Origin of the sequence: Nocardioides marmoriginsengisoli (assembly GCF_003725695.1) — a bacterium.
GTDB classification, from domain to species: domain Bacteria; phylum Actinomycetota; class Actinomycetes; order Propionibacteriales; family Nocardioidaceae; genus Marmoricola; species Marmoricola marmoriginsengisoli.
On record NZ_RJSE01000008.1, the window covers coordinates 163,786 to 176,920 of the forward strand.

The following is a 13,135-nucleotide window of genomic DNA, read 5'->3' on the forward strand; positions in this document are numbered from 1 at the left end:
GTCAGCCGGTCGGGGTACCGCTCGTCGGCGGCGTGTCCATCACCTCGTCGAGGCGGGACTGCGCGCCCCCGCGCTCGAGCGCCTCCCGCATCCGGGCCAGGGTGCGGTCGCTCGGCCACACGTGCAGGACGTCCAGGGTGATCGCGATCGCGACCCCGACCAGGCAGACCACGCCACCGCCGGCATCCACCACGAACGCGAGCGCGATCCCGACCAGCGCGACCGCCTCGGCCAGGGTGAAGCGCAGGAGGGTCGAGCTCTGCACCGCGCCGATCACCGTCCGGGCGGATTCCTCGGCGGACAGGGCCGGCTCCAGCGCCGGGAGCTTGTAGCCGACCGGGCCGATCAGGACGGCGGCGACCGCGCCGACCGCGAGCACGACGCCGAGCGCCCACAACGGCGGCTCGTCGAAGCGGGTCGAATCCAGGGTCATGCTCACCGCCAGCAGCACGATGACCTGGGCGGAGATCAGAGCCGCGCACAGGACGCGCAGCGTGTGTCGGAACGAAGCAGCGGTGACGTCGGCCATGCGCACACGCTACCGAGGCGGACCGGGTTCGCGGCGCAGCCGTCCGACTGGGAGAATGGTCCGGTGACCACGACTCCTCCTACCCGCACCGATGTGCTCGTCGTCGGCGCCGGCCCGGCCGGCTCCGCGGCCGCGGCCTGGGCTGCGAGGGCGGGTCTCGACACCGTGCTGGTGGACGCCGCAGTCTTCCCCCGGGACAAGACCTGCGGCGACGGGCTGACCCCGCGGGCGATCGGCGAGCTGGCCCGCCTCGGGCTGGAGGACTGGATCCGGGCGCACACCGTGAACCAGGGCCTGCGCGCGCACGGCTTCGGGCAGACGCTGCTGCTGCCCTGGCCGGGCCCCGGCAAGAACGGCACCGGGCTGCCGTCGTACGGGTCGGCGGTGGCGCGGACCGAGCTCGACGACCACCTGCGCACCACCGCGATCAAGGCCGGTGCGGCAGCCCTCGACGGGGCGCGCGCGGTCGACGTCCGGAAGGCCGGCAGCCGGGTCGCCGCCGTGGTCTTCGAGTACGCGGCCGACGGGAAGCGCGGCGAGACCTTCGAGATCGAGTGCCAGCGGCTGATCGTCGCCGACGGGGTCCGGTCCGGCCTCGGCAAGGTGCTCGGGCGGGAGTGGCACCGCGACACCGTGTACGGCGTCGCCGGCCGCTCCTACATCGACTCCGGGATGTCGGACGACCCGTGGATCAGCTCGCACCTGGAGCTGCGCGGTGAGAAGAACGAGATCCTCTCCGGCTACGGCTGGATCTTCCCGCTCGGCGACGGGTCGGTGAACCTCGGCGTCGGCACGCTGGCCACCGCCAAGCGCCCGGCCGAGGTCGCCCTGCGCCCGCTGATGCGGCACTACGCCGAGCTGCGCCGCGAGGACTTCCAGCTCGACGGGGACATCCGGATGCCGACCTCGGCGCTGCTGCCGATGGGCGGAGCGGTCTCGAACGTCGCCGGGCCCAACTGGGCGCTGATCGGCGATGCCGCGGCCTGCGTCAACCCGCTGAACGGCGAGGGCATCGACTACGGCCTGGAGACCGGCCGGCTGATCGTCGACGTCCTCACCGCGACGCCGGATGCGGACCTCTCGGTGGTGTGGCCGGAGCTGCTCCGCGAGCACTACGGCGAGGCGTTCTCGATCGCCCGTCGGCTGGCCGGCATCGTCACGGTGCCGCAGGCGCTGCGCGCCCTCGGCCCGATCGGGATGCGCTCGGACTGGATGATGACGCTGGCACTGCGCTGGATGGGGAACCTGGTCACCGACGAGGACCGGGACCGGTCGGCACGGGTCTGGCGCTGGGCGGGGCGGCGCAGCGTGAAGCTGGACCACCGCCCGCCCTTCTCCTGAGCGCCGCCAGACGCGGCTGCTGGCATCCGACGCGGCACTGGTGTCGAATCTCAGGCATGGACCGGGTCTACCGTGGCGTCAACGGCCTCGGCCGGCTAGCCCTGCGCGCCCTCGACGTCCGGGTGCATCCGCACGGGCTGGAGAACCTGCCCGCCTCCGGTCCGGTGGTGCTGGCCGCCAACCACGTCTCCTTCCTGGACTTCGTGATGATCGAGCGGGCGGCCGTCGAGCGCGGCCGCTACGTCCGCTTCCTGACCCGGTACGACGCCTGGAAGCCGGGTCCGCTGGCCTGGGTACTGGACCGGATGGGCCATGTCCCGGTCGATCGCGGCGTGCCTGCTGCGGCGTACCTGCGCGCCCGCGGCCTGCTCCGCGCAGGCGAGGCGGTCGGGGTCTTCCCGGAGGCGGGGATCAGCTGGTCCTACACGGTGCGGTCGCTGATGCGCGGTGCCGTGGCGCTGGCCCGCGAGACCGGGGCGCCGCTGGTGCCGGTCGCGGTCTGGGGTTCGCAGCGGATCTACTCGGTCGGGATCCCGGAGTCGACGTTCGACCTCACCCGGGGGCGTCGCGTCGACGTCGCCCTCGGAGCGCCGCGGACGATCCCGCCCGGTGCCGACCTGGTCGAGGAGACCCGGGCCCTCGGGCACACCCTGACCGGCATGCTGGAGGAGCTGCAGTCCCGTCCCGAGCACCGGCCGCGGCCGGGGGAGCACGCGATCTGGTACCCGGCCCACCTGGGCGGGCAGGCGCCCACCCGGGCCGAGGCGGCGCCGTACGAGGAGCTGCCGGGCAGCGCGATCCGGCCGACCTGGGGTCCCGGTTCCGGGGCTGCGTAGAGTCAGCACGTGTCCGACCTGCCCGACCCACCTCGCCGTCAGCGGGTCGCGGCGTACGCCGTGATCCTGCGCGACGACCAGATCCTGCTCTCCCGGCTGGCGCCGTACCTGGTGCCCGGCGAGCAGTGGACGCTTCCCGGCGGCGGCATCGACTTCGGCGAGGATCCGCGCGACGCGGTGGTCCGCGAGGTGCACGAGGAGACCGGCCTGGACGTCGAGGTGGGCGATCGCGCCTGGATCGACTCGGCGCGCCGGTACGCGTCGACGCCGGACGGCAGCGGGGACGACTCTCCGCTGGACATGCACTCGGTCCGGATGGTCTTCGAGGGCTGGGCCCCGGTCGACGCGCCCGAGCCGCGCGTGATCGAGGAGGACGGCTCGACGGTCGATGCCCGCTGGGTTCCGGTGGCGGCGGTCCTGGACGGTTCGTGGCCGGTGGCGGCCTGGGTCCGGGCCGCGATCGAGGAGCACGAGGCTACCCGGGTCCAGCGGCTGGCGGCCAAGGCCCTGGTCCGCCGCGGCGACGAGGTCCTGCTGACCAGGCTCAGCCGGTACGCCGTCGAGGCCGGGCAGTGGACGCTTCCGGGCGGCGGCGTCGACCACGGCGAGCGGCCGGCGGCGGCCCTGGCCCGCGAGCTGCTCGAGGAGACCGGCCTGGTCGCGGAGGTCGGCGAGCTGGTCGGCGTGCACGACCTGCACCTGACCGGAACCGCCCCCAACGGCCGGCACGAGGACTTCCACGCGGTGAACCTGGTCTTCCTGGCCGAGGTCCCCGCTGACGCCGAGCCGGCGGTCCTCGAGATCGGCGGGACGACCGACGACGTCCAGTGGATCCCGCTCGCCGACGTCTCGTCTGGTGTGGTGGAGGTGACCGAGGTGGTCCGTTTCGCGTTAGCGTCTGCGCCATGAGCCACGCGTCCGGAAGCGAGACCGTCTTCACCTACGGCGCCCCCGGGCTGAAGTTCGGGGCGGGCGCCTCCGACGAGATCGGCTTCGACCTCAGCCAGTACGACGTCAGCCGGGTCCTGGTCCTCACGGACCCGGGCGTGGCCGCCACCGGCCACCCGCAACGGGTCGCCGAGCAGATGGCGCAGTTCGGGATCGAGGCCCGGGTCTTCGACGCCGTCCGCGTCGAGCCGACCGACGAGAGCTTCGAGGCCGCGATCGCCTTCGCCCGGGAGACCGGCCCGTGGGACGCCTACGTCGCGGTCGGCGGCGGTTCGACGATCGACACCGCCAAGGCGGTCAACCTGATGACCACCAACGACGGCGAGCTGATGGACTACATCAACGCCCCGGTCGGGAAGGCTCGTGCCCCGCAGCGCGCGCTCAAGCCGCTGGTGGCCGTCCCGACGACGACCGGGACCGGAGCAGAGTCGACCACGATCTGCGTGCTCGACGTGCTGGCCCTGAAGGTGAAGACCGGGATCAGCCACGCCCGGCTCCGGCCGACGCTGGCCGTCGTGGACCCGGCGCTGACGATGTCCCAGCCGGCCGGGGTGACGGCGGCCGCCGGGATGGACATCCTCTGCCACGCGCTGGAGTCCTACACCGCTCGCACCTTCACGTCGTACGACCGGAAGGCGCCCGAGCAGCGGGTTCCGTACTGCGGCTCGAACCCGATCTCGGACGTCTGGTCGGAGAACGCGATGACCCTGCTGGCGACGTCGTTCCGGCGCGCCGTCCAGCACGGCGACGACCCGGCCGCGCGCGAGCAGATGGCCCTGGCCGCGACGATGGCCGGCCTCGGCTTCGGCAACGCCGGCGTGCACATCCCGCACGCGAACGCGTACCCGATCGCCGGCCAGGTCCACGACCGCTGTCCGGACTTCCGGCCGGTCGGCTACCCCGGGGAGGAGGCGATGGTGCCGCACGGCATGGCCGTCGCGCTGACCGCCCCGGAGGCGTTCCGGTGGACCTTCGAGTCCAGCCCGGAGCGGCACCTGCGGGCCGCCGCGCTGCTGGCGCCCGGACACGGGTACGACGGCCCGGACGCGCTGCCGCGGGTGCTCGCCGACCTGATGCGCGACATCGCGATCCCGAACGGCCTCGGCGAGGTCGGGTACGCCGAGGGCGACGTCGACGACCTGGTCGAGGGCGCGATGAAGCAGCAGCGGCTGCTCGCGACCGCGCCGCGCGAGGTCACCGCGGAGGACGCCGCCGGCATCCTGGAGCGATCGTTGGAGCTCTGGTGACCGCTGCGAGCACGCCCGACCCGACCGCCGCCGGGTGCGTCGCGGCGCTGGGCCAGGCCGGCCTGGAGATCGACGCCTCGGCACTGGCCCGGTCGCTGTACGCCAGCGACGCCTCGATCTACCGGATCCCGCCGCAGGTGGTCACCTACCCGCGCGACGCCGACGACGTGCTCGCCGCGCTCGCGATCGCCCGCGAGTTCGAGGGCAGCGTGACGATGCGCGGCGCCGGCACTTCGATCGCCGGCAACGCGATCGGTCCCGGCATCGTGGTCGACACCACCCGGCACCTCAACAAGCTCCTCCGGATCGACCCGGAGGCGCGCACCGCGACCGTCCAGCCGGGGATCGTGCACGCGGCGCTGCAGCGGTTCGCCGCCCCGCACGGGCTGCGGTTCGGGCCGGACCCGTCGACGCACACCCGCTGCACCCTCGGCGGGATGATCGGCAACAACGCCTGCGGCTCCCGTGCGCTGGGCTACGGCCGGACTGCCGACAACGTGGTCTCGCTGAAGGTGGCGCTCTCCGACGGCGAGGTCGTCGGACCGCGAGGCGCCCTGCACCAACCCGGTTTCTCGGTCGAGGAGGAGCGCGGCCTGCGCGGGTTCCCGGTCGCCGAGCCGCGGTCCACCTCGCGGTTGCTCAGCGACGTCACCGCGCTGGTCGACGCCAACCTCGGCCTGATCCGTACCGAGTTCGGCCGCTTCGGCCGGCAGGTCTCCGGGTACTCGCTCGAGCACCTGCTGCCCGAGAACGACCGCAACTTCGACCGGTTCCTGGTCGGCAGCGAGGGCACTCTCGGCGTGGTCCTGGAGGCGACCGTCCGGCTGGTCCCGGACGCGCCGTACCGGGCGCTGGCGCTGCTCGGCTTCCCCTCGATGGCGGCCGCCGCCGACGCGGTCCCGGCGGTGCTGGACGCCGGTGCGGAGATCGACGGCGAGCTGACCGCGTGCGAGGGCCTGGACCACCGGATCTCGGACCTGGTCCCGAACGCGCCGGAGCTCCCGGACGGCCGCGGGTGGCTGTTCGTCGAGGTCACCGGCGACACGCTCGGCCAGGTCGAGGCGGCAGCCGCGCTGGTCGCCGCCAAGGTCGGCGCGCCGTCCCGGGTCGTCACCGACGTCGCCGAGCAGGCGGCGCTCTGGCGGATCCGCGAGGACGGCGCCGGGCTGGCCGCCCGGACGCTGAGCCGTCCGGCGCACGCCGGCTGGGAGGACGCCGCGGTCCCGCCTGCGCGACTCGGCGACTACCTGCGCGACTTCGAGACGCTGCTCGACGACCACGGCCTGAGCACGGTGCCGTACGGCCACTTCGGCGACGGCTGCGTGCACGCCCGGATTGACTTCGAGCTCGAGAAGGACGACGGCCGCGTGGTCTTCCGCCGGTTCACCGAGGCGGCCGCCGACCTGGTCGCCTCGTACGGCGGCTCGATGAGCGGCGAGCACGGCGACGGCCGGGCCCGCTCGGAGCTGCTGGACCGGATGTACTCCGCCGAGGCGGTCGGGCTGATGGCCGCGGTCAAGCACGCCCTGGACCCGGCGAACCTGCTCAACCCCGGCGTCCTGGTCGACCCGGACCCGTTCGACGCGCGGCTGCGGCTGGCGAGTGCCCCCGCGGGCCCGCTGGCCGATCTCTTCGGCGACGCGCACCGCTGCACCGGCGTCGGCAAGTGCATCGCCGACAACACCGCGGGCGGCGGCGTGATGTGTCCGTCGTACCAGGCCAGCCGCGAGGAGAAGGACAGCACCCGCGGCCGTTCCCGGGTCCTCCAGGACGTCGTCACCGGACAGCTGCCGCTGCACGACCCGGCGGTGGCCGACGCCCTCGACCTCTGCCTCTCCTGCAAGGGCTGTGCGCACGACTGCCCGACCGGGGTGGACATGGCGACGTACAAGTCCCAGGTCCTGCACGCCCAGTACGCCGGCAAGCGCCGGCCGCGGTCGCACTACGCGCTGGGGCGGCTGCCGCGGTGGGCGTCGCTGGCGCCGGCGTCGCTCGCCAACCTGTCGCTGCGCAGCAAGACGATCGCCCGGCTGGCCAAGAAGGTCGCCGGGATCGACCAGCGGCGCGGCCTGCCGACGTTCAGCAGCAAGACGCTGCGCTCGTTCGCGCAACCGGCCCGGGTCCGTCCCGCAGGCACCCCGGACGTCTGGATCTGGGCCGACTCGTTCACCGACCACTTCGCCTCCGAGACCGGGCAGGCGGCGCTCGAGCTGTTCGCCGCCGCCGGGATCGAGGCCAAGGTGATCCCCGAACGGGCCTGCTGCGCGCTGACCTGGGTCACCACCGGGCAGCTCGACCAGGCCCGGAAGATCATCTCGGGCAGCATCCGCACGCTGTACCCGTACGTCGCCAGCGGCGTCCCGGTGATCGGGCTGGAGCCGAGCTGCCTGGCCAGCCTGCGCAGCGACGCGGCCGAGCTGCTGGAGGGTCTGCCGGAGGGCGAGCGCGCCGTCGAGGTGGCCGGCGCGATGCGCACCCTCGCCGAGTACCTGGGCGACCTCCGGGCTCAGGGCCGCTGGCAGGTCCCCGACCTGACCGGGACCGAGGTCGTCGTCCAGCCGCACTGCCACCACGCCAGCGTCCTCGGCTTCGACGCCGACCTGGACCTGCTCCAGGCCTCGGGCGCCACCGTCAAGAGGCTCGGCGGGTGCTGCGGTCTCGCCGGCAACTTCGGCGTCGAGCAGGGCCACTACGAGACCAGCGTGGCGATCGCCGAGCAGACGCTGCTCCCCGCGGTCCGCGCCGCCGGGCCGGACGCGGTGATCCTGGCGGACGGGATGTCCTGCCGGATCCAGCTCGCGGACCTGGCCGAGGTGCGCGGTCTGCACCTGGCGGAGCTGCTGAACTCATCCCGGTGAGCCCGCCCGGCGCTTCAGGCCGCCGGCCGGGAGCACCGGATCCGGCCACTTCGGGGTCAGCGCGTGACCCTCGGGGAGGTTGCGCCACCGGCGCCCCAGGGCTGGTAGGACCCACCCGTTCCACCAGTCGAGCTCGTCGGCCAGCGCCTCGCGCCAGCTGCGGTCCGGGATCGAGCCCAGGTCGCGCAGGGTGATGGTGTGGTCGACCTGGAGCGTGCGGAGCACCGCGGCAGCGAGGTAGCGGTGGCCGTGCCGGGACATGTGCAGCCGGTCCGGCTCCCACATCCGGGGGTGCGCGTAGGCGCGCATCGCCCAGTGGTCGACGAGCAGGGCGTCGTGGGCCAGCGCCACCTCGCGGACCCGGCGGTTGAACTGGTTGTTGCGCAGCCGGAGCGGCTCCAGCAGCGGGGAGAGCCGGAGGTCGTAGCTGGTGAACAGCAGGATCCGGGCGCCGGTTCCGGCGAGCCGGGCGACCGCCTTCTCGTACCGCGCCAGGACGTCGTCCAGGTCGATCCGGATCTGCAGGATGTCGTTCCCGCCGGCGAAGAACGAGACCAGGGTGGGCTCCAGCGCGACCGCCGCCTCGACCTGGTGCTCGATGACGTCGTCCAGGACCCGGCTCCGCAGCGCCAGGTTGGCGTACTCGGTGGCCGGATCGGCCTTGCCGAGCTGCTTGGCCACCCGGTCGGCCCACCCGCGGACGCCGTTCGGGAAGCGCTCGTCCCAGTCGCCGACGCCCTCGGTGAAGGAGTCGCCCAGGGCCACGAACCGCTCCGCCATGGGCCGAGGATGACCGGTTCGTCCGACCGGGCGGCGAACCGCAGGTGAACGCCGTACGCCGGAGCCCTCGCGTTTTGACCGCCGGACGCGCACCCGGTAATCTCAATCCTTGTGTCTGGGCATTCCCAGGCCTTTGAGCGTGCCCGCGTGGCCGCCGTACGACAGAACCACAGCACTGAGCAACATCACCGTGCCCGGCAGAGCGCCGGGTACAGATAGTCAACATGAAAGGGAACCACCCGGTGCCCACCATTAATCAGTTGGTCCGTAAGGGCCGCCAGGACAAGGTGTCGAAGAACAAGACGCCTGCCCTGAAGGGTTCGCCCCAGCGACGCGGTGTCTGCACCCGCGTCTACACCACCACCCCGAAGAAGCCGAACTCCGCCCTCCGGAAGGTCGCCCGTGTGCGTCTCTCCAGCGGCGTCGAGGTCACCGCTTACATCCCCGGGGTCGGTCACAACCTCCAGGAGCACTCGATCGTGCTCGTCCGCGGCGGCCGGGTGAAGGACCTCCCCGGTGTCCGCTACAAGATCATCCGCGGCACGCTCGACACCCAGGGTGTCAAGAACCGCAAGCAGGCCCGTAGCCGCTACGGCGCGAAGAAGGAGAAGAGCTAATGCCTCGTAAGGGTCCCGCTCCGAAGCGCCCGATCGTCGTCGACCCGGTCTACGGATCGCAGGTCGTCACCCAGCTCGTCTCCAAGGTCCTCCAGGACGGCAAGAAGCAGGTCGCCCAGCGGATCGTCTACTCGGCCCTCGAAGGTGCCCGGGAGAAGACCGGCACCGACCCGGTGGTCACGCTCAAGCGTGCGCTGGACAACGTCAAGCCGGCCATCGAGGTCAAGTCCCGCCGTGTCGGTGGCGCGACCTACCAGGTCCCGATCGAGGTCAAGGGCACCCGCGGCACCACGCTCGCGCTGCGCTGGCTCGTCGGCTACGCCTCGGAGCGTCGCGAGAAGACCATGGCCGAGCGCCTGCAGAACGAGATCCTCGACGCAGCCAACGGCCTCGGCGCCGCGGTGAAGAAGCGCGAGGACACCCACAAGATGGCCGAATCCAACAAGGCCTTCGCCCACTACCGCTGGTGACCTGGCTGCGGGGGCCCGATCGGGCTCCCGCACCAGCCCCACCTGCATCCATCAACTTCCTGAGGAACTGACTTTCAGTGGCAGTCGACATCACTACGGACCTCAACAAGGTCCGCAACATCGGCATCATGGCGCACATCGACGCCGGCAAGACCACCACCACCGAGCGCATCCTGTTCTACACCGGCATCACGTACAAGATCGGTGAAGTCCACGAGGGTGCCGCCACGATGGACTGGATGGAGCAGGAGCAGGAGCGCGGCATCACGATCACGTCCGCCGCGACGACCTGCTGGTGGAAGAACCACCAGATCAACATCATCGACACCCCCGGGCACGTCGACTTCACCGCCGAGGTGGAGCGCTCGCTCCGCGTCCTCGACGGCGCGGTCGCGGTCTTCGACGGTGTCGCCGGTGTCGAGCCGCAGACGATGACCGTGTGGCGCCAGGCCAACAAGTACTCGGTGCCCCGGATGTGCTTCGTCAACAAGCTCGACCGCACCGGTGCCGACTTCTGGCGCTGCGTCGACATGATGGTCGAGCGCCTCAACTCCACCCCGCTGGTGCTGCAGATCCCGATCGGTGCCGAGGCGGACTTCCTCGGTGTCGTCGACCTGGTCGGCATGCGTGCCCTGACCTGGCGCGGCGAGACCACGATGGGTGAGGACTACACCGTCGAGGAGATCCCGGCGGAGCTCGCCGAGCAGGCGGCCGAGTGGCGCGAGAAGCTGCTCGAGACCCTCTCCGAGGCCGACGACGAGATCATGGAGAAGTTCCTCGACGAGGGCGAGTTCACCGTCGAGGAGCTCGAGGCCGCGATCCGTCGCGCCACCCTCGCCGACAAGCTCAACCCGGTCCTCTGCGGCACCGCGTTCAAGAACAAGGGCGTCCAGCCCCTGCTCGACGCCGTCGTGAAGTACCTGCCCTCGCCGCTGGACATCGACGGCATCGTCGGCCACGCGCCGGGCAAGGAGGACGAGGAGATCGTCCGCCAGCCCAGCGACTCCGAGCCGTTCTCCGGCCTGGCCTACAAGATCGCCACCGACCCGCACCTCGGCAAGTTGATCTACGTCCGGGTCTACTCGGGCAAGCTCGAGGCCGGCAGCACCGTGGTCAACTCGGTGAACGGCCGCAAGGAGCGGATCGGCAAGGTCTACCAGATGCACGCCAACAAGCGTGAGGAGATCGCGTCGGTCGGCGCCGGCCAGATCGTCGCCGTGATGGGCCTCAAGGACACCAAGACCGGTCACACGCTCTCCGACCCGCAGAACCAGGTCGTGCTCGAGTCGATGTCGTTCCCGGCACCGGTGATCGAGGTCGCCATCGAGCCGAAGACGAAGGGCGACCAGGAGAAGCTCGGAACCGCCATCCAGCGGCTCTCCGACGAGGACCCGACCTTCACCGTCAAGGCGGACGAGGAGACCGGTCAGACCATCATCGCCGGTATGGGCGAGCTCCACCTGGAGATCCTGGTCGACCGGATGCGTCGCGAGTTCCGCGTCGAGGCCACCGTCGGCAAGCCGCAGGTCGCCTACCGCGAGACCATCCGCAAGCGCGTCGAGAAGCACGGCTACACGCACAAGAAGCAGACCGGTGGTTCGGGTCAGTTCGCCAAGGTGCTCGTCACCCTGGAGCCGAACATCGACCCCGAGACCGGGACCGGTGCCGGCTACGAGTTCGTGAACGCCGTCTCCGGTGGTCGCGTGCCGCGCGAGTACATCCCGTCCGTGGACCAGGGCGGCCAGGAGGCCATGGAGTTCGGCGTCCTCGCCGGCTACCCGATGGTGGACGTGAAGTTCACCCTCGAGGACGGCGCCTACCACGACGTGGACTCGTCCGAGCTCGCCTTCAAGATCGCCGGCAACCAGGCGTTCAAGGAAGCTGCCCGGATGGCCAAGCCCGTCCTGCTCGAGCCGATGTTCGCGGTCGAGGTCGTCACCCCGGAGAGCTTCCTGGGCACGGTCATCGGCGACATCAACTCGCGCCGCGGGCAGATCACGGCCCAGGAGGAGCGTCACGGCGACATGGTCGTCGACGCCCTGGTGCCGCTCTCTGAGATGTTCGGGTACGTTGGTGACCTGCGGTCGAAGACCTCGGGTCAGGCGTCGTACTCGATGGAGTTTGACTCGTACGCCGAGGTTCCCTCGAACGTCGCTGACGAGATCATCAAGAAGGTCCGCGGCGAGTAGTTCGCACCGCAGTCCTCGGCTTTACAACGTTCTATCTACGAGTCAAGAAAACACAACCAGGAGGAGCCAGAAATGGCTAAGGCCAAGTTCGAGCGGAACAAGCCGCACGTCAACATCGGAACCATCGGTCACATCGACCACGGCAAGACGACGCTGACGGCTGCCATCACGAAGGTTCTGCACGACAAGTACCCGGACCTCAACGAGGCTTCGGCGTTCGACCAGATCGACAAGGCGCCCGAAGAGCGTCAGCGCGGTATCACCATCTCGATCGCGCACGTCGAGTACCAGACCGAGCAGCGCCACTACGCGCACGTCGACTGCCCCGGTCACGCCGACTACATCAAGAACATGATCACCGGTGCGGCCCAGATGGACGGCGCGATCCTCGTGGTCGCCGCCACCGACGGCCCGATGCCGCAGACGCGTGAGCACGTGCTGCTCGCCCGCCAGGTCGGCGTGCCGGCCCTGGTCGTGGCGCTCAACAAGTGCGACATGGTCGACGACGAGGAGCTCATCGAGCTCGTCGAGATGGAGGTGCGCGAGCTCCTCTCCGAGTACGAGTTCCCGGGCGACGACGTTCCGGTCGTGCGCGTTGCCGCCTTCCCGGCGCTGCAGGGCGACGCCAAGTGGGGCGAGTCGATCCTCGAGCTGATGAACGCGGTCGACGAGTCGATCCCGCAGCCCGAGCGTGACACCGAGAAGCCGTTCCTCATGCCCGTCGAGGACGTCTTCACGATCACCGGTCGTGGAACCGTCATCACCGGTCGTATCGAGCGCGGCATCGTCAAGGTGAACGAGGAGGTCGAGATCATCGGCATCCGCGACGCCTCGCAGAAGTCGACGGTCACCGGCGTCGAGATGTTCCGCAAGCTGCTCGACGAGGGCCAGGCCGGCGAGAACGTGGGTCTGCTGCTCCGCGGCACCAAGCGCGAGGACGTCGAGCGCGGCATGGTCGTGATCAAGCCGGGCACCACCACCCCGCACACCGAGTTCGACGCGTCGGTCTACATCCTCTCCAAGGAGGAGGGTGGCCGTCACACGCCGTTCTTCAACAACTACCGTCCGCAGTTCTACTTCCGGACCACCGACGTGACCGGCGTCGTCACCCTCCCCGAGGGTCGCGACATGGTCATGCCGGGCGACAACACCGACATGTCGGTCGTGCTGATCCAGCCGATCGCCATGGAGGACGGTCTGAAGTTCGCCATCCGTGAGGGTGGTCGGACCGTGGGCGCGGGTCGCGTCACCAAGATCAACAAGTGAGCTTGCTGATCTAACGCTTCAAGGACGGCCCCGGACTTCGGTCCGGGGCCGTTC

The 13,135-nt window shown here is 70.9% G+C and carries 11 protein-coding genes; 9 read left to right on the forward strand and 2 right to left on the reverse strand.

Annotated elements, in window-relative coordinates; all coding sequences use genetic code 11:
• Position 1 precedes the first annotated feature (1 nt).
• The gene (locus tag EFK50_RS17355) at positions 2 to 529 is read right to left on the reverse strand and encodes a hypothetical protein (RefSeq protein WP_123228853.1); all 528 of its coding nucleotides are present in this window, start codon (positions 527 to 529) and stop codon (positions 2 to 4) included.
• Positions 530 to 592: 63 nt separating this feature from the next.
• On the opposite strand from EFK50_RS17355, the gene EFK50_RS17360 reads away from it, so the two are divergent.
• From EFK50_RS17360 to EFK50_RS17380, 5 genes are read left to right on the forward strand one after another with little or no spacing between them, the layout of a single operon-like run.
• The gene (locus EFK50_RS17360; RefSeq protein ID WP_123228854.1) at positions 593 to 1,870 is read left to right on the forward strand and encodes a geranylgeranyl reductase family protein; all 1,278 of its coding nucleotides are present in this window, start codon (positions 593 to 595) and stop codon (positions 1,868 to 1,870) included.
• Positions 1,871 to 1,926: 56 nt separating this feature from the next.
• Positions 1,927 to 2,706, forward strand: coding sequence for a lysophospholipid acyltransferase family protein (locus EFK50_RS22880; protein WP_123228855.1), 780 nt, complete (start codon positions 1,927 to 1,929; stop codon positions 2,704 to 2,706).
• 9 nt (positions 2,707 to 2,715) lie between these two features.
• Positions 2,716 to 3,615: an NUDIX hydrolase gene (locus EFK50_RS22885; RefSeq protein ID WP_281274048.1), complete on the forward strand. Its 900-nt coding sequence runs from the start codon at positions 2,716 to 2,718 to the stop codon at positions 3,613 to 3,615.
• Entirely contained in the window at positions 3,612 to 4,901 is a 1,290-nt protein-coding gene (locus tag EFK50_RS17375; protein ID WP_123228856.1) for a hydroxyacid-oxoacid transhydrogenase, read from the forward strand. The genes EFK50_RS22885 and EFK50_RS17375 overlap by 4 nt, the downstream gene beginning before the upstream one ends.
• A complete protein-coding gene (locus EFK50_RS17380) occupies positions 4,898 to 7,759 on the forward strand; it encodes an FAD-binding and (Fe-S)-binding domain-containing protein (RefSeq protein WP_123228857.1) in 2,862 nt (953 codons plus the stop codon). Before EFK50_RS17375 ends, EFK50_RS17380 begins: the two co-directional genes overlap by 4 nt.
• Here EFK50_RS17380 and EFK50_RS17385 read toward each other — a convergent pair.
• Positions 7,748 to 8,539: an SGNH/GDSL hydrolase family protein gene (locus EFK50_RS17385; RefSeq protein WP_123228858.1), complete on the reverse strand. Its 792-nt coding sequence runs from the start codon at positions 8,537 to 8,539 to the stop codon at positions 7,748 to 7,750. The two genes, EFK50_RS17380 and EFK50_RS17385, sit on opposite strands and share 12 nt — an antisense overlap.
• Before the next feature lie 242 nt (positions 8,540 to 8,781).
• Here EFK50_RS17385 and rpsL point away from each other — a divergent pair, with 242 nt between their 5' ends.
• The 4 genes from rpsL (at position 8,782) to tuf (ending at position 13,081) form a co-directional block, all read left to right on the forward strand.
• Entirely contained in the window at positions 8,782 to 9,156 is a 375-nt protein-coding gene (gene rpsL / locus EFK50_RS17390) for a 30S ribosomal protein S12 (protein WP_028636428.1), read from the forward strand.
• The gene (rpsG, locus tag EFK50_RS17395) at positions 9,156 to 9,626 is read left to right on the forward strand and encodes a 30S ribosomal protein S7 (protein WP_123228859.1); all 471 of its coding nucleotides are present in this window, start codon (positions 9,156 to 9,158) and stop codon (positions 9,624 to 9,626) included. Before rpsL ends, rpsG begins: the two co-directional genes overlap by 1 nt.
• 128 nt (positions 9,627 to 9,754) lie before the next feature.
• A complete protein-coding gene (fusA, locus tag EFK50_RS17400) occupies positions 9,755 to 11,815 on the forward strand; it encodes an elongation factor G (protein ID WP_425454389.1) in 2,061 nt (686 codons plus the stop codon).
• 72 nt (positions 11,816 to 11,887) lie between these two features.
• Positions 11,888 to 13,081, forward strand: coding sequence for an elongation factor Tu (gene tuf / locus EFK50_RS17405; protein ID WP_123228861.1), 1,194 nt, complete (start codon positions 11,888 to 11,890; stop codon positions 13,079 to 13,081).
• The last annotated feature ends 54 nt before the right edge of the window (positions 13,082 to 13,135 follow it).